Annotated in this window: 17 protein-coding genes; 9 read left to right on the top strand and 8 right to left on the bottom strand. The window is 72.7% G+C overall.

Going from position 1 to position 20,005, the window contains the following annotated elements:
- Positions 1-210 precede the first annotated feature (210 nt).
- Positions 211-507: a chorismate mutase gene (locus tag C1708_RS12985; RefSeq protein WP_106412843.1), complete on the bottom strand. Its 297-nt coding sequence runs from the start codon at positions 505-507 to the stop codon at positions 211-213.
- Between the two features lie 348 nt (positions 508-855).
- On the opposite strand from C1708_RS12985, the gene guaA reads away from it, so the two are divergent.
- Positions 856-2,436: a glutamine-hydrolyzing GMP synthase gene (gene guaA / locus C1708_RS12980; RefSeq protein WP_106412842.1), complete on the top strand. Its 1,581-nt coding sequence runs from the start codon at positions 856-858 to the stop codon at positions 2,434-2,436.
- A 10-nt stretch (positions 2,437-2,446) separates the two neighbouring features.
- On the opposite strand, the gene C1708_RS12975 is transcribed toward guaA, so the two are convergent.
- On the bottom strand, positions 2,447-2,980 hold the full coding sequence (locus C1708_RS12975) for a pyridoxamine 5'-phosphate oxidase family protein (RefSeq protein WP_106412841.1): 534 nt from the start codon (positions 2,978-2,980) through the stop codon (positions 2,447-2,449).
- Between the two features lie 157 nt (positions 2,981-3,137).
- On the opposite strand from C1708_RS12975, the gene C1708_RS12970 reads away from it, so the two are divergent.
- From C1708_RS12970 to C1708_RS12960, 3 genes are all read left to right on the top strand, one after another.
- Positions 3,138-3,932: a class II aldolase/adducin family protein gene (locus C1708_RS12970; protein WP_106412840.1), complete on the top strand. Its 795-nt coding sequence runs from the start codon at positions 3,138-3,140 to the stop codon at positions 3,930-3,932.
- Positions 3,933-4,168: 236 nt separating this feature from the next.
- The gene (locus tag C1708_RS12965; RefSeq protein WP_106412839.1) at positions 4,169-5,449 is read left to right on the top strand and encodes a hypothetical protein; all 1,281 of its coding nucleotides are present in this window, start codon (positions 4,169-4,171) and stop codon (positions 5,447-5,449) included.
- Positions 5,450-5,657: 208 nt separating this feature from the next.
- Positions 5,658-6,179, top strand: coding sequence for a DoxX family protein (locus C1708_RS12960; RefSeq protein WP_106412838.1), 522 nt, complete (start codon positions 5,658-5,660; stop codon positions 6,177-6,179).
- Positions 6,180-6,214: 35 nt separating this feature from the next.
- Here the strand turns inward: C1708_RS12960 and C1708_RS12955 are convergent, their stop codons facing one another.
- Together C1708_RS12955 and C1708_RS12950 are read right to left on the bottom strand one after the other, a co-directional pair.
- On the bottom strand, positions 6,215-6,448 hold the full coding sequence (locus C1708_RS12955) for a hypothetical protein (protein WP_106412837.1): 234 nt from the start codon (positions 6,446-6,448) through the stop codon (positions 6,215-6,217).
- Entirely contained in the window at positions 6,435-7,886 is a 1,452-nt protein-coding gene (locus C1708_RS12950; protein WP_106412836.1) for a PspC domain-containing protein, read from the bottom strand. The genes C1708_RS12955 and C1708_RS12950 overlap by 14 nt, the downstream gene beginning before the upstream one ends.
- A gap of 272 nt (positions 7,887-8,158) precedes the next feature.
- Here C1708_RS12950 and C1708_RS12945 point away from each other — a divergent pair, with 272 nt between their 5' ends.
- Together C1708_RS12945 and C1708_RS12940 are read left to right on the top strand one after the other, a co-directional pair.
- Positions 8,159-9,451, top strand: a complete 1,293-nt coding sequence (locus tag C1708_RS12945) for an ATP-binding protein (RefSeq protein ID WP_106412835.1) — start codon at positions 8,159-8,161, stop codon at positions 9,449-9,451.
- Positions 9,448-10,191: a LuxR C-terminal-related transcriptional regulator gene (locus C1708_RS12940; RefSeq protein ID WP_106412834.1), complete on the top strand. Its 744-nt coding sequence runs from the start codon at positions 9,448-9,450 to the stop codon at positions 10,189-10,191. Before C1708_RS12945 ends, C1708_RS12940 begins: the two co-directional genes overlap by 4 nt.
- Before the next feature lie 16 nt (positions 10,192-10,207).
- On the opposite strand, the gene C1708_RS12935 is transcribed toward C1708_RS12940, so the two are convergent.
- Entirely contained in the window at positions 10,208-11,251 is a 1,044-nt protein-coding gene (locus tag C1708_RS12935; RefSeq protein ID WP_106412833.1) for a C40 family peptidase, read from the bottom strand.
- 362 nt (positions 11,252-11,613) lie between these two features.
- Between C1708_RS12935 and C1708_RS12930 the strand changes: the two genes are divergently transcribed.
- Positions 11,614-11,967 (top strand): hypothetical protein, encoded by a 354-nt coding sequence (locus C1708_RS12930; protein ID WP_106412832.1) that lies wholly within the window; start codon positions 11,614-11,616, stop codon positions 11,965-11,967.
- Between the two features lie 115 nt (positions 11,968-12,082).
- Here C1708_RS12930 and C1708_RS12925 read toward each other — a convergent pair whose 3' ends face one another.
- On the bottom strand, positions 12,083-13,252 hold the full coding sequence (locus C1708_RS12925) for a C40 family peptidase (protein WP_106412831.1): 1,170 nt from the start codon (positions 13,250-13,252) through the stop codon (positions 12,083-12,085).
- Positions 13,253-13,704: 452 nt separating this feature from the next.
- Between C1708_RS12925 and pcrA the strand changes: the two genes are divergently transcribed.
- Positions 13,705-16,221, top strand: coding sequence for a DNA helicase PcrA (pcrA, locus tag C1708_RS12920; protein ID WP_106412830.1), 2,517 nt, complete (start codon positions 13,705-13,707; stop codon positions 16,219-16,221).
- Between the two features lie 90 nt (positions 16,222-16,311).
- Here pcrA and C1708_RS12915 read toward each other — a convergent pair whose 3' ends face one another.
- Positions 16,312-17,973, bottom strand: a complete 1,662-nt coding sequence (locus tag C1708_RS12915) for a M23 family metallopeptidase (protein ID WP_106412829.1) — start codon at positions 17,971-17,973, stop codon at positions 16,312-16,314.
- A gap of 177 nt (positions 17,974-18,150) precedes the next feature.
- On the bottom strand, positions 18,151-19,020 hold the full coding sequence (locus C1708_RS12910; RefSeq protein WP_106412828.1) for an esterase/lipase family protein: 870 nt from the start codon (positions 19,018-19,020) through the stop codon (positions 18,151-18,153).
- Positions 19,021-19,411: 391 nt separating this feature from the next.
- Between C1708_RS12910 and icmB the strand changes: the two genes are divergently transcribed.
- Positions 19,412-19,828: a coenzyme B12-dependent isobutyryl CoA mutase small subunit gene (icmB, locus tag C1708_RS12905; protein ID WP_106412827.1), complete on the top strand. Its 417-nt coding sequence runs from the start codon at positions 19,412-19,414 to the stop codon at positions 19,826-19,828.
- Positions 19,829-20,005: the final 177 nt, after the last annotated feature.

Genomic DNA, 20,005 nt, shown 5'->3' with positions numbered 1-20,005 from the left:
AGGTCCCACGACGTACGGCACGATCCGTACGTCTCATCGCTCCGGCGAGCCACGCGTGGTGCTGCTCCGATCCGCCCCTGGCTGGCGCGGACACCGGTACCAACGACCGGCCCGGCCCGCCGGTCACGCGCCGGACGGGTGAGAGACGATCCGTACGTCAGTGCCGGGAACGCGGATGCAGATCGTGCCCCGGCACAGCCCCAGCGGGGTTCAGATCTTCCCCCGGCACAGCTCCAGCAGGGTCATGGCGAGCGCGGTGCCCGGCTTGCCCAGGGCCTCCCGGTACGTGGCGAGGATCTCCATCTCGCGGGAGAGGTTCACGCGCCGGCCGCCGGAGGCGATCCGCTCCTGCTGGATCACGGCGGACACCGCCATCCGCTCCTGCACCAGCCCGATGATCCGGTCGTCGAGCGCGTCGATCCGTTCACGGGCGTCGCCGATCAGCGCGGCGGCCTCGGCGGTGCGGGCGCCGGTCTTCTCGGTGGGCTCGGTGGTGGTGGCGGTCATGTCGGGGCTCCTCGGTGAGTGGTGGTGCGGGGCCCCGGAGCGACACGGTCCGGTGAAACGCCAGGCGCCCCGGACCATGTCGGCCCGGGGCGCCTGGGAAGTCGCTTGTCAGTTGCTCAAGCAGCACGACCATGGCAGCCGGCGGGCCGGGTGCCATAGGTAAAGAGGAAGGTCGGGTGCGTGAGCATGCGGCCAGTATGCCGGGCCGGCCCGGTCCGCCCAACGCCCGGCCCGCATGCTGAGACGGGGCGCGGGACGCCGTGCGGTGCGCGGCCCGGGACGGACCTCGCCGCCGTCTCGGTAGAATCGGGAGGCACAAGACCCCTCCCCACCGCCGGAAGGCACCTCGTGTCATCAGCGACTCCCGCTGCCAACGCGCCCGACACCGTCCTGGTCGTCGACTTCGGCGCGCAGTACGCCCAGCTCATCGCCCGTCGCGTCCGCGAGGCGCGGGTCTACAGCGAGATCGTGCCGAGCACCATGCCGGTCGCGGACATCCTCGCCAAGAACCCCGCGGCGATCATCCTCTCCGGCGGCCCCTCGTCCGTGTACGAGGAAGGCGCCCCCCGCCTCGACCGCGAGCTCTTCGAGGCCGGCGTCCCCGTCTTCGGCATGTGCTACGGCTTCCAGCTCATGGCGCAGACCCTGGGCGGCCAGGTGGACAACACCGGCGCCCGTGAGTACGGCCGCACCGGCCTGCACGTCGCCAAGAACTCCTCCACCCTCTTCGAGGGCACCCCCGAGGAGCAGGCGGTCTGGATGTCGCACGGCGACGCCTGCTCCGCCGCCCCCGAGGGCTTCACCGTCACCGCGTCCACGGACGTCGTGCCGGTCGCCGCCTTCGAGAACGACGAGAAGAAGCTCTACGGCGTCCAGTACCACCCCGAGGTGATGCACTCCACGTACGGGCAGCAGGTGCTGGAGCACTTCCTGTACCGCGGTGCCGGCCTCAAGCCGGACTGGACCACCGGCAACGTCATCGACGAGCAGGTGGCCGCCATCCGTGAGCTGGTCGGCGACAAGCGCGCCATCTGCGGCCTGTCCGGCGGCGTGGACTCCGCCGTCGCCGCCGCCCTGGTGCAGAAGGCCATCGGCTCCCAGCTGACCTGCGTCTACGTCGACCACGGCCTGATGCGCAAGGGCGAGACCGAGCAGGTCGAGAAGGACTTCGTCGCCGCGACCGGCGTCCAGCTGAAGGTCGTCGACGCCGAGGAGCGGTTCCTGAAGGCGCTGGCCGGGGTCTCCGACCCCGAGCAGAAGCGGAAGATCATCGGCCGCGAGTTCATCCGGGTCTTCGAGCAGGCCCAGGCCGAGATCATCGCCGACGAGGGCCCCGCGGTGGAGTTCCTGGTGCAGGGCACCCTCTACCCGGACGTCGTCGAGTCCGGCGGCGGCACCGGCACCGCCAACATCAAGTCCCACCACAACGTGGGCGGGCTGCCCGAGGACCTCGAGTTCAAGCTCATCGAGCCGCTGCGCAAGCTGTTCAAGGACGAGGTCCGGATGGTCGGCCAGGAGCTCGGCCTGCCCGAGGAGATCGTCCACCGCCAGCCCTTCCCCGGTCCCGGCCTCGGCATCCGCATCGTCGGCGAGGTCACCAAGGAGCGGCTCGACCTGCTCCGCGAGGCCGACGCCATCGCCCGCGAGGAACTGACCGCGGCCGGCCTCGACCGGGACATCTGGCAGTGCCCCGTGGTGCTGCTCGCCGACGTCAGGTCGGTCGGCGTCCAGGGCGACGGCCGCACCTACGGTCACCCGATCGTGCTGCGCCCGGTCTCCAGCGAGGACGCCATGACCGCCGACTGGTCGCGGCTGCCGTACGACGTCCTCGCGAAGATCTCCACCCGCATCACCAACGAGGTCCGCGACGTCAACCGGGTCGTGCTGGACGTGACGTCCAAGCCGCCGGGGACCATCGAGTGGGAGTGATCCCCCGCGGTCAGATCCGCTTGAGCGTGCGCACCGGCTCCCCGGGCTTCCAGGCCCGCACGACGAGATACGTCCCGTCCTCCACGTAGGTCCGCACGACCTCCGTGATCTCGGTGCGGAAGAGGTGGAACGGCTCCGGCGGTTCCACCTCTTCGGCGTACCGGGCCCGGGTCTCCGTGTCCTCCTCCGGCACCTCGACCGCCCGCCCGGCGATCCGCACGTCACCGCCGCCCATGGCCGTGCCCTCGCCCGGGTTGGCCTGGAGCGCGAAGCGGGGGTCACGGCGCAGGTCCAGCGCCTTCATCGACCCCGGCATCATGCCGAACCACAGCTCGCCGTCCAGAAAGCGCACCTCCAGACCCGTGGTGCGCGGCGAGCCGTCCCTGCGCAGGGTCGCGAGGACGTGGTGCGTGTGGGCGGCGAAGCGCTCCTCGACGGTCCGCGCCAGGTCCGGCTCGGCCACGGCGAACTCCCCCCAGCTGACGGCTTCCTTCTCCGCGCGCTCGTCGTCCCTGGCGTTCACGTTGTCCTTGATCGTGCTCATGGAGCGAGTGTGACGCGGATACCCGACATCCTCTGTCGGGTATCCGGGTGTTCCACCGGGTATCCGGCGGGTGTCCGGCGTTACGGAACAGAGCTGTCGTACGGCGCGGCCCACGGGTAACTTCCGCCCCGTACGCGAACCCCCCGCGGGAGGACTCATGCACGGGCCCACTCCGCCCCTGCCGGTGCCCACCGACAAGCTGCAGTTCGCCATGCCGCCCATGCACGAGTCCGTCGAGGACGAGCGCAGGCACCGCAAGGAGCGGCTGGCGGGCGCGCTGCGGCTGTTCGGGCGGCTCGGCTACGAGGACGGTGTCTCCGGGCACATCACCGCACGCGACCCCGAGTTCAGCGACTGCTTCTGGGTCAACCCGTTCGGCATACCGTTCCGGCACGTCACGGTCAGCGACCTGGTGCTCGCCAACCAGGACGGCCAGGTCGTCGAGGGCGGACACCACGTCAACCAGGCCGCCTTCACCGTGCACGCCCAGGTGCACGCGGCCCGGCCCGACGTCGTCGCCGTCGCCCACTGCCACTCGGTGCACGGCCGCGCCCTCGCCGCCCTCGGCGAGCTGCTCGACCCGATCACCCAGGAGAGCTGCGCCTTCTACGAGGACCACGCCCTCTACGACGCCTACACCTCGGTCACCGTCGACCTCGAGGAGGGCCGCCGGATCGCCGCCGCCCTCGGCTCCCGCAAGGCGCTGGTTCTGCGCAACCACGGGCTGCTGACCGTGGGCGACTCGGTGGACGCGGCGGCCTGGTGGTTCATGACCATGGAACGCTCCTGCCAGGTGCAGCTCACCGCACGGGCGGCCGGCCGTCCCGTGCTGATCGGCCACCGGCAGGCGGTGGCCACGCGGGAGCAACTGGGCGGGGACCTGGTGGCGTGGATCAACTACCAGCCGATGTGGCGGGAGATCACGCGGAGCGAGCCGGATCTGCTGGACTGAGCGCGAGTCGTTCGTGCCGGTCGGGTGTGCCGGTCGTGGGTGTCAGTCGTTCGTGCCGCTGGGGGCGTGCGTCAACCCGGCGCCTCGGAGTTCACCCGCGGCGACCGGGCCCGGAAGCCGGGACGGGCGTGGTGTAGGGCACAATTCGCTCTCGATGCGGGGGAGTTGCCCGATGGCCGCCGACGGTGGTCGTGGTGTGTCGAGATGTGTCGGTAGTGGGGAAGGCGGCTTCGGGCGTGGCGGTGCAGGAGGCGAGACAGGGCGGAGCGGACCCGGCTGCCCACGGGGGCGGCTGCACCTGCGGGGACTGTCCGCACGGGGCGCGTGAGGGGCATCGGCGCGCGGTCGCCGCGTTCCTGGTGAAGCGGGACGAGTACGCCGCCGGCCAGGGGCTCCCGGCCGCGGTGGCCCACTCCGCCTCCGCCTCCCGGCAGTGGGTCTCCGAGGAACTCGCCCAGGCCGCCGAGGCGGTGGCCGAACGCGGCCGGGCCGAGGGCGCCGCCTGGCTGGCCCGCCTGTGGCAGCGGACCGCGGCCGTGGTCTGGGCCGGGGTCGTCGCGCTGCTGCTCGTGCAGGCGCTCACCGCGATCGGCGCGGGCTGGACCTCCGCACGCACCGCCGGGTTGCTGTCCGCGGTGCTGGTGGCGGGGGCGCTCACCGCGGCGTCCTGGTTCCACCGGGCGCGCGGCGGCGCGCTGGCCCCGGTCATCGGCGAGGACAACCGGCTCTCCACGTCGCGCGCGGTGGCCGGCGCCTGGGTGCTGTTCCTCGCCTTCGCGGTGCTCGTGCTGGTGGGACGGCTGGCGGCCGCCTCCGGGTCCCGGGAGCGGAACGCGCTGATCGACGGACTGGAACTCGCCCGCGGCGCCGGCGTGGTGACCGTCCTGGCCGTGGTCTGCGGGATCGCGGTGCTGGTGCGCCGGGTGGTCGGGCTCCGGGTGCAGGGGCAGCGGCTGCAGAAGGTGCGCGCCCACCGGCCCAGGGCGGCCGACCTGCTCACCGACGACTCGGGCCGGGGCAGCTTCGCCGACATCCAGTACGTCGTGATCAACGGCGTCGCCCTCGCCTTCGCGGCCGTGCGGCTCGCCCGCCGCCCGGACCAGCTCCCGGACCTGCCGTGGGGGCTGGCCGTGGTGGTGCTGGTGTCGGCGGGCACCTACCTCGCCGGAAAGTACGCCGAGGGCGGGCGCCCGGTGATCCTGTCCGTGGTACGGGCCCGGGAGGCCGGTGCCCTGGACGCGCCGATCCGGACCGGCGACGACATCGAGATCCGCGGCACCGGGTTCGTGCCGTCCGGGGCGCAGGGCGCGGACCGGCTGGCGCGCATGGTGGTGCGGGTCGGCGCGGTGAACGTCCATGTCCCGCTGGTGCCGGTGGTGGGCGGCTTCGACAACCCGGCCGACGACCTGCTGACCGTGCCCGTGCCGGCGGAGGTGGAGCCCGGCCGGGTCGACGTGCAGGTGGTCACCGCGGCCGGCGTGGAGACCAACCGCTACACCATCGACGTCACGGAGTGACGGAGCGGCGGAAGGACGGAGCGATCCGGTACCGGAGCACGGAGTCGGGGCGCGGCGCGTGCGGGACGCGGCCGGCCTGCACGCGGCGACGTAGCTGGTGGAACGCTGTCGCTTCCCTGAGAAAACGCTGTCGGCCGGGTCCGACCGGCGTCGAGTGCCGTACGTTCGACCTGTCCAGGTGGGACCGGAGTCGAGAGGCAGCGGACGAATGACGCACGGCATGCGCGCAGACACCTACACCCCCCGTCCCGACGGTGACGGAGGGCCGCGGGACACCGCCGCCCGCTACGCCCTGCTGCCGCTGCGCGTCTTCCTCGGCGTCACCTTCGTCTACGCCGGCCTCGACAAGCTCACCGACAGCGCCTTCCTCAAGGACTCCGGGGCCGGATCGATCGGCGACATGATGCGCGCGGTCCGCGACTCCTCCGCCATCCCCGGACTGGTCGACATGGCGCTGGAAAGTCCCGTCGGCTTCGGCTACGCCATGGCCTTCGGCGAGCTGGCCGTCGGCATCGGCGCCCTGCTCGGGCTGCTCACCCGGATCGCCGCCCTCGGCGGAGCGCTGATCTCGCTCAGCCTGTGGCTGACCGTGAGCTGGGCCGCCGAGCCGTACTACTACGGCAACGACCTGCCGTACCTCATGGCCTGGATCCCGCTGGTCCTGGCCGGGGCCCCGCTGCTGTCCGTGGACGCCGTCCTCCGCGCGCGCCGCCGACGCGAGACCTCCTAGCCTTCCGTCAGCCGTCAGCCGTCAGCCGTCAGCCGTCAGCCGTCAGCCGCCTCCGCTCCTCTCGGGTGCGGGCGGTCGCGGCGGCGGCGCGCCTGCCCGGTCACGAAGCCCACCGCGCCGGCCAGGCACAGGCCGCCCACGACGAGCGGGATCACCACGAACCAGGGTGTCTCCCAGGCCCCTCCCGCGTCCCCGCCGTAGACCACCGCGGTCGCGACGAGGGCGGTGCCGGCGATCAGCCGGCCGGGCTGGAACTCATGACGCAGCACGGCCCACCTCCGCCTGTCCCGCGCCGACCCTGAGGTCGAGCCGCAGGGTGCCCGCCCTTCCGGCGCCTGCGGGCGGCTTCAGGGTCACCTCCTCGTACTTGCCCGGCGCCACGTCCACGTCCTTCCGTCCGTCGCCCGGCAACTGGATGTCACCGAGCCCCACCTCGACGTACAGCCGCACGGTCACGTCCCGGGGGACGATCACATGGATCCGGCCCAGTCCCACCTCGACCTGAGTGGAGACCGTGTCGCCCTCCGGGACGCGGACCGCCGACAGGTCCAGCTCGGCCTCGCCGGCGCCCAGGTCGTACACCGGGCGTATCTGGGCGACCGAGGCGGGCTGCCATCCGGTGCGGTGCCAGTCGGTGCCGATGTCGTCGGGCATCGCGGTCGATCCGGCGAGCAGGCCCGCCGTGAGGATCGCGAGGACGACGGACCCGGCTCCCGTGCGGCCCAGGAAGGCGCTGAGGGCGATGCCGAGGCCGATGACGCCGAGGGCGCACGCAAGGCCCGTCTGGAGGCTGGTGCCGAGGGGCTGCGTCTCCCAGGTGAGACCTGTGCCCAGACCGGCCGCGAGCAGGGCGAACAGGAACACCCAGCCGCCGATCCCACGCGGCCTCCTGGGCTTCGGCGGGCGGGCCTGCGGCGGGCGCCACACGTCCTTGACGCCGCCGGTCCCGGAGCGGACGCCGACACCGACCGCGGTGGCGATGTCCAGGTCCCGGGAATCCTCGGGGCCCCACAGATAGCCCGTTCCCCCGACGTAGGTGCCGTCCTTGACGATGGGCTCGCGCCACCACGACGGGTACGCGGCCGGGACGGGCGGGGCCTGCGGCTCCGGCGGGGCGTCCGCGGCGGCCTGCGCGGCTATCGGGTCCGGGCTCGGCGTGCCACGCTGCTTCGACCAGTAGGCGGCGCCCGCGAGCAGCAGGGACAGTATGACGGCGAAGCTCAGCACTCCGTCGTTGCTCAGCATGGAGAGGAAGACACCGCAGCCGACCAGCGCGAACAGCACCGCCGCCAGTGTGTGGCCGTCGACCCGGCCGGTGAGCAGCCGGCGGACCTGGTTCTCCTCCTCGTCGTCGTACGGGACGAACAGCCAGGCGAAGCCGTAGAAGATCAGGCCGATGCCGCCGGTCGCGGACAGCACCGCCAGCGTGATCCGGAAGATCACCGGGTCCATGTCGTACTGCCGGGCGAGACCGGAGCAGACCCCGCCGAACATCTGGTGCCGCCGGTCGCGGCGGAAGTGCCGGTCGGGGCCCGCCGGCTCCGTACCGGCCGTGGTCCCGGCCGGTGCTCCGGCCGTCCCCTCCTTTCCCGCGCCCGTGCGCCCGCCCGCACGCGCGGAGTGCGTGGCGGTCGCGCCGGTACCGGACCCGGGACGCGGGCCCGAGCCCGGTCCCGGATCCGCCGCGGCATGCTGGTGATCCGTCATGGGTCCATGGTGACGGGCGTGCCGCCCCGGCGGCAGTCGGAACGACCCTGGCCGGACCCTGATATCCGTCCCTGAGCCGGGCCCGGGGCGTCCGGGGCGCGGGCAGCGGGACGCGCGGCCCGGAGCCGGAGGTCCCGCGACCGGAGCCGGTCGCTCCCGGTCCGGAGCGGCCACCCCCGGTCCGGAGCCGGCCGTCCCTCGGTCCGAGATCAGGGGCGTCTCCGGGGCGGCCCCTGATGTCCCGGCTCGCGCGGCGTGTGACCATCGTTGCCATGTCGGAAGCCGCAGCAGCGCCCCTCGCCGAGCCGCGGCCGCCGCGCAAGCTCTACCGCAGCAGTGACGGACGCTGGCTCGGTGGGGTGGCGCGGGGGCTCGCCGGGCATCTCGGCCTGCCCGTGATCTGGGTGCGCCTCGCGTTCGTCGCCCTGTTCATGGCCGACGGTCTCGGGGCCCTGCTGTACGCCGCGTTCTGGTTCTTCGTGCCGCTCGGGGTGGGCGGCGTCGACGCCCAGAGGCCGCCCTCGCCCGTCACCACCGAGACGACCCCGGACGGCCGCCGCAGACTCGTCACGCGGAAACCGGACAAGGGGCAGATCGTCGCCCTGCTCCTCATGGTCGTGGTGGCCATGATCTTCGTGGGCAGCGTGGACCTCACCAACGGTGCGCGGGCCTACCTCTGGCCGACCGTCCTGGTCGGCGCGGGCGTGGCCCTGGTGTGGCGGCAGGCGGACAACGCGCGCAGGGCCCGCTGGATGGAGGTCGGCCGCCGCCGGCGCACGGTCACGCTGCTGCGGGCGGTGGCCGGTGTGCTGCTGGTGACGGCGGGAGCCTCCGGCATCTTCGTCCTGCGCGGCTCCGGCAGCCACCTCGGCGCGGTGCTCCAGGCCGCCCTCGCGGTCCTCGTCGGCATCACGCTCCTCGCCGGCCCCTACCTCGTGCGCATGACCCAGGACCTCTCCGAGGAGCGCCTGATGCGCATCCGCGCCCAGGAGCGGGCCGAGGTCGCCGCCCACGTCCACGACTCCGTGCTGCACACGCTCACGCTGATCCAGCGCAACGCGGACAACCCGGGCGAGGTGCGCCGCCTGGCCCGCGCCCAGGAGCGCGACCTGCGCGCCTGGCTCTACAAGCCGGAGGGGAACGGCAAGGACGAGGACGAGGAGCCCACCACCCTCGCCGAGGCGGTGAAGCGCAACGCCGCCGAGGTCGAGGACAAGCACGGCGTCCCCCTCGAGGTCGTCGTCGTGGGCGACTGCCCCCTCGACGAGAGGATCGGCGCGCAGATGCAGGCCGCGAGGGAAGCGATGGTCAACGCCGCCAAGTACGGTGGCGAGGGAGGCGCGGTCCAGGTCTACGCGGAGGTCGAGGGGAGGACGGTGTTCGTGTCCGTCCGGGACCGTGGTCCCGGGTTCGACCTCGACTCGATACCCGCCGACCGCATGGGCGTCAGAGAATCGATCATCGGCCGCATGGAACGCAACGGCGGCACGGCGCGGCTGCGCGCGGTGCCCGACGGCGGCACGGAGGTCGAGCTGGAGATGGAGAGGGCGGAGAAGACGTCATGAGCGAGCCGACCGAGGCGAACGCAGCGGCGGAAGGGGCACCGGGGGGCGGGCCCGCGGAGCCGGCCGGCGGCACCGGGCGGCGCCATGTGCGCGTGGTCCTCGTCGACGACCACCGCATGTTCCGCACGGGGGTCCAGGCGGAGATCGGACAGACCGAGCAGACGGGTGTGGAGGTGGTCGGCGAGGCCGCCGACGTCGACCAGGCGGTCACGGTCATCACCGCGACCCGGCCCGAGGTGGTGCTGCTCGACGTGCACCTGCCCGGGGGCGGCGGCGTCGAAGTGCTGCGGCGCTGCGCCTCGTTGACGGGGGACGCGGAGCGGCCGGTGCGTTTCCTCGCGCTGTCCGTGTCGGACGCGGCGGAGGACGTCATCGGTGTCATCCGGGGCGGCGCGCGCGGCTACGTCACCAAGACGATCACCGGCGCCGACCTGATCGACTCGATCTTCCGGGTGCAGGAGGGGGACGCGGTCTTCTCGCCGCGGCTGGCCGGGTTCGTCCTGGACGCCTTCGCGTCGACCGACGCCCCGCCGGTGGACGAGGACCTGGACCGTCTCACCCAGCGCGAGCGGGAGGTGCTGCGGCTGATCGCCCGCGGCTACGCGTACAAGGAGATCGCCAAGCAGCTGTTCATCTCGGTGAAGACGGTGGAGTCGCACGTCTCCGCGGTGCTCCGCAAGCTGCAGCTGTCCAACCGTCACGAGCTGACCCGCTGGGCGACGGCCCGCCGCCTGGTCTGAGCCGGGCGGGGCCCGGTCACACCACCCGCGTCGCCCCCGCGAACGGCATCCGGTCGACGGGGGCCACGCGGACCGGGGCCGACGGGTTCGGGGCGTGGATCATCCGCCCGTCGCCGACGTAGAGGCCGACGTGGCTGATGCCGGAGTAGAAGAAGACCAGGTCACCGGGGAGGAGTTCGGAGCGGGAGACCTTGCGGCCCGCGTTGATCTGCGCGTAGGTCGTGCGCGGCAGGGAGACGCCGGCGGAGCGGTACGCGGCCAGGACCAGGCCCGAGCAGTCGAAGGCGTCCGGTCCGGTCGCGCCCCACACGTAGGGGCTGCCGAGCTTCTGGTGCGCATAGGCGACGGCCTGCGCGGCGCGCGCGTTCGGCGCCTGTGGGGGTGCGGCGGCTTCCCGGCCGCCGGCCGAGCGCGCGGCGCGGTCCGTGTCGCCGGTGATCCGGGCGCGCTCCTGCGGTGACATCCGGGAGAGCGCCCGGCGGGCCGCGGCCAGCTTCTCGGTGATCGTCCTCTTGTGCCGTTCCTGTTCGGCCCGGCGGGCGGTGAGCGTCTTCGCCTCGACCCGGGCGGCGCCGCGCAGCTTCTCGATCTCCCGCAGCTGGGCGCGGACCCGGCCCAGTTCGGCGTGGTGGCGGCTGCCGGAGCGCTCGGCGAGGGCGACGCCGTCGAGGTAGGCGTCCGGGTCGTCGGACAGCATCAGCCGCAGGACGGGATCGAGGCCGCCGGTGCGGTACTGCGCCGCCGCGACCGTCCCCAGGGTCTCCCGGGCCTTGTTGAGCCGCGCCTGCGCGCGGGCCGTCCCGTCCTGGAGGTCGCGCAGCCGCTGCCGCGCCGACTCCGCCTTCTCCTCGGCGCCGTTGTACTTCTCGGTGGCGACCTCGGCCTCGCGGTGGAGCCGGTCCACGTCGGCCCGGGCGCGGGCGGGCGCCGGCTGCGGCGCGGCGTGCCCCGCTCCGTCGAAGCCGGCCGCGGTGGCCGCTCCGGCGAGGACGACGGTGGCGGCCGCACGAGCCGTGGCGCCGCCCACCGGACGCTGCCGTGACCTGCGGTGCGCTGCCACCCTCGGTGCCGTCCTTCCCACTGGCGCCCGCCGGGGCCGGACGTCTGCCCGGCGATCCGGCGGCGGGGCGACGAGGGAGCCGTCCGCCGCCGGACCTTTCTTCGGCGGTGGTGTCCGGCCGCCGCTCCTGGCCCGAGCGGCGATGCAGAGCCGGTCACCTGGGCAGGACGCTAGGCCGGACCGCGCGGCGCGGGATACGGGTTGTGCGGAACTGTCGCCCACCGACCGGCAGGTGACCGTAAGTGATCGTCGCGCTGCTCACGGCGCTTCGTCTTCACTCAGGGTGATGACCGATGTGGTGAAGGCGGGAAGGGCGAGGGCGGCGGAATGCCAGGGGACGCCCGTGGCTAGGCTCCGGCCTCATGGACGTACTCATCCACCTCTTCGTCGGTCTGCACATCATCGGCATCGCGTCGCTGCTCGGCGGCTTCCTCACCCAGATGAAGGCGATGGGCGCGGGCACCGCCCGCTTCGTCCCCGCGATGCTGCACGGCGCGCTGACGATGCTGGTCACCGGCATCGCGCTGGTGGGTCTCAACGAGGCCCAGGATCACTCCGTCGACCACATCAAGATCGGCGTGAAGCTCGCCCTGCTGATCGTGATCCTCGGCCTCGTCTACGTGAAGCGGGACGAGGAGAAGGTGGACAAGGGAGTCTTCGGCCTGGTCGGCCTGCTGACCGTGGCGAACATCTTCATCGCGGTCCTCTGGACCTGAGCCCCGGCCCCGGCCGGCCCGCCGCCCCGGCCCGCCGGGCCCTGCCGTGAACCGCCGGCCGAGCCGGCGCCGGCCCGGCCGGCGGTTTTCGTGCCGGCGCCTCGCAGTACGCCCGTCAGGCCGGGCGGACGACGCTGTGGATCGAGGACTCGCCGTCGTAGTAGACGGACTCCTCGCGGACGTACGTGCCCGGCTTGGGGGCGTGGATCATCATGCCGTTGCCGATGTAGAGGCCCACGTGGGTGACGTCGTCGTAGAAGAAGACCAGGTCGCCGGGGAGGGCCTGGGAGACCGGGACGGTGGTGCCGGCGTTCACCTGGTCGTAGGTGGTGCGCGGGAGGGAGACGCCGGCGGCCTTCCAGGCGGCCTGGGTGAGCCCGGAGCAGTCGTAGGAGCCGGGACCGGTGGCGCCCCAGACGTACGGCTTGCCGATCTGCGCGCGGGCGAAGGCGAGCGCCTTCTCGGCCTTGGTGGTGTACGAGGAGCCGGCCGACGGGGCGCCGGTCGAGCCGGCGGACCCGGAGCCCTCCGAGGCGCCGCCGCCCTGCTGCGCGGCCTGCTCACGGGCCTTCTCCCGCTCCGCCTGCTGCCGGGCCAGTTCCGCTGCCTTGCGGTCGGCCTCCTCCTGCTTGCGCTTCTCGATCGCGGCGAGCCGCGCCTTCTCCTCGGCGGTCAGCCGCGACAGCAGTTCGCGCGCGTCGGCGAGCTTCTTCTGGACGGTCGCCTTCGCCGTCCTCAGGTCGCCCTGCGTCTCGGTGAGCGTCCGGAGGCTCTCGGTGGCCTCCTGGCGCTTCCTCATCGTCGCGGACTGCTGGGTGACGTAGTCGTCCACCGCCGCCTTCTGGCGGCCGGTCATCCGGTCCAGCACCTGACGCTGGTCGAAGACGTCCTGGGGGGTCTCCGCGAGCAGGAACGTCGCCGTGTCGGGGATGCCGGCGCCGGTGCGGTACTGGGCGGCGGCGTAGGAGCCCAGCTCAGCGCGCGCCTCGTTCAGCTTCTGTGTGCGCTTCGCCACGTCGTCGAGGAGGGTGTCGACGCGCGTGCGCTGCTTGGTGGTCCTCTCCTTGGCCGCGTTGTACTTCTCGGTCGCCGCCTCGGCCTGCCGGTAGAGGTCGTCGACCTTCTTCTCGACCTCCTCCAGGCTCGGCCGGTCGTCGTCCGCGGGAGCGGCGTCGGCGGTCTGGGAGAGCAGGGCCACGGAGGTGAGCGCGGCCGTGGCCAGGGCCGGGGTGCGTATGCCTGCCACGAGCGTGCCGGGGGTGCGTGACTTGCGGTGCGACGCCAAGGGAGGCGACTCCTTCCAGTGCTCCGCCTACCGGGGTGGCGGTGGGGGCGCCCCCAGGCCGTTCAGGCGCTGGGGGAGGGTTCGGGCGGGTGGTTCGGAAGGGTTGCCCTACGGCCGCTCCGGAGGAGTGGGCCGATTCACCCCATGTCTCGGTGGGTCCCCGGCTCCGGCTGTTGCGGCGGACGGTGACGGACCCGGCGGGGGTCGCGCGGCCCGGCGAGGTTCGCCGGCGGGGGACGAGCGGCCCGGACCGCACGGTAGCCAACCGGTGTGGCCCTTGTGAAGGTTGACGGGTGATATGCCCGATACATTTTCGTGACCTTGTCCGTGAGGTCACGCAAGGTGAGGCGGCGACCGTGGAGGGTGCCCGCCGCGGCTCCCTCCGGAGGGGCCGTGGGATGTTTCCGGGGCGGCCCCGGGTTGTCGGTGGAGCGCCCTAGACTCGGAGAGCGATGAGCAGCCTCTTTGACGACAGCTTCCTGGCGGACCTCCAGGCCCAGCGCGGCCCGGAGGACGAGCCCCCGCCGCCACCCGAGGACGAGCACGCGCCGGAGCCCCTTCCGGACGACCTGTTCGGCGGGAAGTTCGACGTGCCCCCGGAGCGATGGGGGTCCCCCCGCTCGAGCGGGGCCGAGAGCGCGGGAGGCTACTACCGCGACGGCGCCCCCCGCCCGGTGCTCGACCCCGCCGCGCTGCTGGAGGGGCTGAACGACAACCAGCGCGCCGCGGTCGTGCACTCCGGCTCCCCCCTGCTCATCGTGGCCGGAGCCGGGTCCGGCAAGACCCGTGTGCTCACCCACCGCATCGCCTACCTGCTCGCCGAGCGGGGCGTCCACCCCGGCCAGATCCTCGCGATCACCTTCACCAACAAGGCCGCGGGCGAGATGAAGGAGCGCGTGGAGCAGCTCGTCGGCCCCCGGGCGAACGCCATGTGGGTCATGACCTTCCACAGCGCGTGCGTCCGCATCCTGCGCCGCGAGTCCAAGAAGCTCGGCTTCACGTCGTCCTTCTCGATCTACGACGCCGCCGACTCCAAGCGCCTGATGGCCCTGGTCTGCCGTGATCTGGACCTCGACCCCAAGCGTTTCCCGCCGAAGTCCTTCAGCGCGAAGATCAGCAACCTGAAGAACGAGCTGATTGACGAGGAGGACTTCGCCGCCCAGGCCACCGACGGCTTCGAGAAGACCCTCGCCCAGGCCTACGCGCTCTACCAGTCCCGGCTGCGCGAGGCGAACGCGCTGGACTTCGACGACCTGATCATGACGACGGTCAACCTGCTCCGCGCCTTCCCCGACGTCGCCGAGCACTACCGCCGCCGCTTCCGGCACGTCCTGGTCGACGAGTACCAGGACACCAACCACGCCCAGTACGCCCTGGTGCGCGAGCTCGTCGGAGGCGCCTCCGAGCACCCCGCCGACGTGCCGCCGGAGGCCGAGGTGCCGCCCGCCGAGCTGTGCGTGGTGGGTGACGCCGACCAGTCCATCTACGCCTTCCGCGGCGCGACGATCCGCAACATCCTCCAGTTCGAGGAGGACTACCCGGACGCGACGACGATCCTGCTGGAGCAGAACTACCGCTCCACGCAGACGATCCTGTCCGCCGCCAACGCCGTCATCGAGCGCAACGAGTCCCGCCGCCCGAAGAACCTGTGGACCAACGCCGGCGCCGGCGCGCTCATCACCGGCTACGTCGCCGACACCGAGCACGACGAGGCCCAGTTCGTCGCCGACGAGATAGACCGCCTCACGGACACGGGCGAGGCCAAGGCGGGCGACGTCGCCGTCTTCTACCGCACCAACGCCCAGTCCCGTGTCTTCGAGGAGATCTTCATCCGCGTCGGCCTGCCCTACAAGGTCGTCGGCGGCGTGCGCTTCTACGAGCGCAAGGAGGTCCGGGACGTCCTGGCCTACCTGCGGGTACTGGCCAACCCCGAGGACTCGGTGCCGCTGCGCCGCATCCTCAACGTCCCCAAGCGCGGCATCGGCGACCGCGCCGAGGCCATGATCGACGCGCTCGCCCAGCGGGAGAGGATCAGCTTCCCGCAGGCGCTGCGCCGCGTCGAGGAGGCGTACGGCATGGCCGCCCGGTCGGTGAACGCGGTCAAGCGGTTCAACACGCTGATGGAGGACCTGCGCACGGTCGTCGAGTCGGGAGCCGGACCGGCGACGGTCCTGGAGGCCATCCTGGAACGCACCGGCTACCTCGCCGAGTTGCAGGCCTCCACCGACCCGCAGGACGAGACCCGCATCGAGAACCTCCAGGAACTCGCGGCCGTCGCCCTGGAGTTCGAGCAGGAGCGCGGCGAGGGCGAGACCGGCACGCTGGCCGACTTCCTCGAGCAGGTCGCCCTGGTCGCCGACTCCGACCAGATCCCCGACGAGGAGGACGGCGACGGCGTCATCACGCTGATGACCCTGCACACCGCCAAGGGCCTGGAGTTCCCGGTCGTCTTCCTCACCGGCATGGAGGACGGCGTCTTCCCGCACATGCGCGCCCTCGGCCAGACCAAGGAACTGGAGGAGGAGCGCCGCCTGGCGTACGTCGGCATCACGCGCGCCCGGGAGCGGCTCTACCTCACCCGGTCGACGATGCGCAGCGCCTGGGGCCAGCCGTCGTACAACCCGCCCTCGCGGTTCCTGGAGGAGATCCCTCCCACGCATGTGAAGTGGAAGCGGACCGGGGCGAGCGCGCCGGTGCCCTCCGGACCCGCGTCCGGGGTGGCGGCGTCGCTGTCGTCCTCCCGTTCCCGCTCGTCCGCGTCGGGCGCGTCCGGCTTCGCCACCCGGCGCACGTCGGAGAAGCCCGTGGTGTCGCTGGCGGTCGGGGACCGGGTCACGCACGACCAGTTCGGCCTGGGCACGGTCGTCGCGGTGAAGGGGACGGGGGCGAACGCGGAGGCGACGATCGACTTCGGGGGCGACAAGCCCAAGCGCCTGCTGCTGCGGTACGCGCCGGTGGAGAAGCTCTAGCCGTCCGGGCGGGGGCCCGTCGTGGGACCGGGGTTCGCTCCGGTGCCACGACGGGTCGCGTACGGGCCGAGCGCCGCGACGGGCCGAGTGCTACGTCGGCTCGAGGCCGTGGCTGCGGAACCAGGCGAGCGGGTCGATGGACGAGCCGCCGCCGGGGCGCACCTCGAAGTGCAGGTGCGGGCCGGTCGAGTTGCCCGAGTTGCCGGAGAACGCGATCTGGTCGCCGGCTTTGACGGTCGAACCGGAGGGCACCTGGTAGGTGGAGAGGTGGCAGTACCACGTCTCCGTGCCGTCCATCGCCGTCACGATCATCATGTTGCCGTAGGCGGAGTTGTACTGGGTGCGCACCGTGCCGTCGGTCGCGGCCAGCACGGGCGTGCCGTACGAGACGGGGAAGTCGATGCCGGTGTGGAGGGACATCCAGTTGATGCCGGACTGGCCGTAGTAGGCGCTGAGTCCGTGCTGCGCCACCGGGAGCGCGAACTTCGGGCGGAGCCGCTCCTTGCGGGCCGCCTCCTGGGCCGCCCGCTTGCGCTCGAGCTCCTGCTCGGCCTCGAGGTCGATGCGGCCCTGGGCGCGGCTGGCCCGGTCGGCGAAGTCGTCGGCGCCGGCGGCGAGGCTCTCGAGCTGGGTGTCCAGCTTGACGTTGGCGACGGAGGGCTGGACCGGCTGGGCGTCCGCGGCGGTCGTCCGGGCGTCCTGGCCGCCTTCCTCGCCCAGATCGCCCACCGAGGCGGCGGCGATGCCGGCGACCCCCATCACGCAGGCGGACGGCACGGCGACGGTCAGCAGCGCGGAGCGTTTGGGCGGGGTGCGGCGGCGGGAGCGGGACGCGGAACGGGAGGCGCGCGGAACGGGGACGACCTCCTCCTGCCCGTCGAGCAGGGAGACGGCGGGCAGTTCGCCGGTGTCGGCCGGTTCACCGGCCCCGCGTTCGTCCGGACCGGGCTCCCCGCGGTACGCGTCCTCCGCGTACGGCTGGTCGTGAGCGTCCTGGCCGTAGGACTCCCGCGCGGTGTTCCCCTGCTCGTACGACTCCCCGCCGTACTGCTCCGGGGTGTACGCCTCCGCGTCGTAGGCGTCGGAGGCGGACGTGTTCGCGGGGACCTCGCCGCCGTCGGAGTTCCACTGGGTGGCGTCGTAGACGCCGCTGTCGAAGGTCTGCGTGCCCCAGTCCCACTGCTGCGTCGGGTCCGCCGGCTGCTCGGCCTGGTCGGGCTGGAGCCAGGCGTTCGCGTCCCACTGGCCGGTCTCGGGGGACCCGCCCTGCTGGGGGATCACCGCCATCGGCTGCTGGCCGGTGGTCCAGGCGGTCGCGTCGTGGCCGCCGGTGTCGTACACGGCCTGCTGGAACGCGTAGGCGTCGTAGTGCCCGGTGTCCTGCGTGCCCACCTGCCAGTGGCCGGTGGTGTAGGAGGCCTGCGCGGGGTCCTCGCCCGGCATGTTCCCGAAGAGGGGGTCGGCGGCGAAGGTGCCGGTGGCGTGGTCGCCGGTGCCGTAGTACGTGGCGTCGTGGCCGCCGTACGAGGTGACGTCGCCGTACGGGGCCTCCTGGCTGCCGTACGGCGCATAGGGCGCCGAGGCGTCATCGGAAGCCGCGGCCGGGGTCATGGTCCCCGACGGGTGACGGTCGTTCACCAACTTCTCTTTCGCCTCGACAACAGGGGCTGGCAGAGCAGTGCGGCGACTGTACCCGGCGGTATGCGGGCGCGACAATCTTCCCCAGGTTTCGCGACCGCAGGAAACGGGCATTCGGTTCGGTTTTGGCGGTCGGCGGGCACGGTCTTGGCCCTTTGTTCGATAATCGTTCGAAATTGTGGCACGCGATCGTCGGCAAGTCGGCCGTCTCCGACCGATGTTGTTCGCTTGTGGACGTGAAGGATCGCTCCGCCCGGGAGGGGGCACCGGGCGTGTCGTGCGCCCCGCGCCTCAGGCCACCGTCAGGCCGTCCGCCCGTCCGCCGGACGGTTCACCGGGATGCGCCGTGTCCAGCGCCTCCCGGATGCCCGTCGCCACCGCCGGGTGCACGGGCAGCGCCAGGTGCCCCACGCCGCTCACCCGCACGTTGACCGCGTTCAGGTCCGGGTGCTCGACGCACGCCGCCTCCAGCGGATCCATGATGTGGTCGAGGTCGCTCCAGAACGCCACGAAGTGCGTACGGCAGCCGGGGGCGGGCTGGGCCAGCTCCTCCAGCACCGGGGAGCCCGGACGCATCTGCCGCACGATCGGGTGGGCGTTGGCCAGCGGCGCCACGCGGGTGCCGGAGTGCGGGGTGCCGAGCGTGACCAGCGTCCGCACCCTGCGGTCACCGCCCAGCCGCTGCACGTAGTACCGCGCGATCAGCCCGCCCAGGCTGTGCCCCACCACGTCCACCCGGTCGCTGCCCGTGCGCTCGCAGACCTGCTCGACATGACGGCCGAACAGCTCGGCCGCCGTGCGGATGTCGCACGTCAGCGGGGAATAGTTGAGCGACTCGATCGGCTGCCGGCCGTGCTGGGCCAGGCTGCGGCGCAGCAGGACGAAGACCGACCGGTTGTCGATGAAGCCGTGCAGCAGCACGACCGGCGGCCTGGCCTCCGCCGCAAGCCGCGCCGCCCCCTCCGGGGCGGGCAGCGCGGAACGGTCGGGGCCGCGCCGCTCCTGGACGATGCCGGCGGGATAGAGGAGGGCATGGCCCGCCAGGATCGCCAGCTCCAGGGCGGTCGCCTTCAGCAGGCTCACGGAGAGATCCGCCAGCCGGGCCGGCAGGAGGCGCCGGCAGAGGGGCAGAAACGGAAGAGCTGCCTGGGTGACCTTCATGGCCGACCTCCTGTCGGCACGCGAGGGGACCGCTCCGTCCCCCGTGTGCCCTCGTGGAACGGCGCTCCGAGAGCGGTCGACGGTGCGCGCCGGTGACGCGTGGACGGTGCGCGGTGGCAGGTCGACCTCGAGGCGCATCCCTTATGCGCATGTTCCCACTGGTGTCCCTGTGTCGCACGGGCACTCGGTCCTGGGCCGGGCCCGGGAACGCTGTGCGACGGACGTGTCCCACCGTGTGATTTCCCCCTCCCTGTGCGCCGTGAAACTGCCGGTTGCGGGATGCTGGAGATAACGTTCGTTCACTTCTGCGGCCGGTTCGGGCCGGGGTGTCCGTGCGATGTGTGCGGTACTGGTCGATACGGATGGATGTAGTCGCTTCATGGAGGCAGTGATGGGTGTGGCAGCCGGTCCGATCCGCGTGGTGGTGGCCAAGCCGGGGCTCGACGGTCACGATCGCGGGGCCAAGGTCATCGCGCGGGCCCTGCGCGACGCCGGTATGGAGGTGATCTACACCGGGCTCCACCAGACCCCCGAGCAGATCGTCGACACCGCGATCCAGGAGGACGCCGACGCGATCGGCCTGTCCATCCTCTCGGGCGCGCACAACACGCTGTTCGCCGCGGTCATCGACCTGCTGAAGGAGCGGGACGCGGAGGACATCCTCGTCTTCGGCGGCGGCATCATCCCGGAGGCGGACATCCCTCCGCTGAAGGAGAAGGGCGTCGCGGAGATCTTCACGCCGGGTGCGACCACGGCGTCCATCGTGGACTGGGTGCGGGAGAACGTGCGCCAGCCGGCGGAGGCGTAGGGACCCGGCCGCCGCGGCGGCCGGCCGAAGGCGTACGGCAGGGGCGGGCGCCCCGGCACCCTCGGCGAGAAGCGCCGAGGGTGCCGGGGCGGCCGGCGCCGGGCCGGTGACGGGCGCCGGCGCCGCTGGGGCTGCGGGAGCCGGTGCCGCCGGCGTGAGAGCCGCTGCCGCCGGTGC

The sequence above is a fragment of the Streptomyces sp. DH-12 genome (assembly GCF_002899455.1).
Taxonomy (GTDB): domain Bacteria; phylum Actinomycetota; class Actinomycetes; order Streptomycetales; family Streptomycetaceae; genus Streptomyces.
Note: the sequence above shows the minus strand (reverse complement) of the source record. Positions and strands in the feature narration are given on the sequence as shown.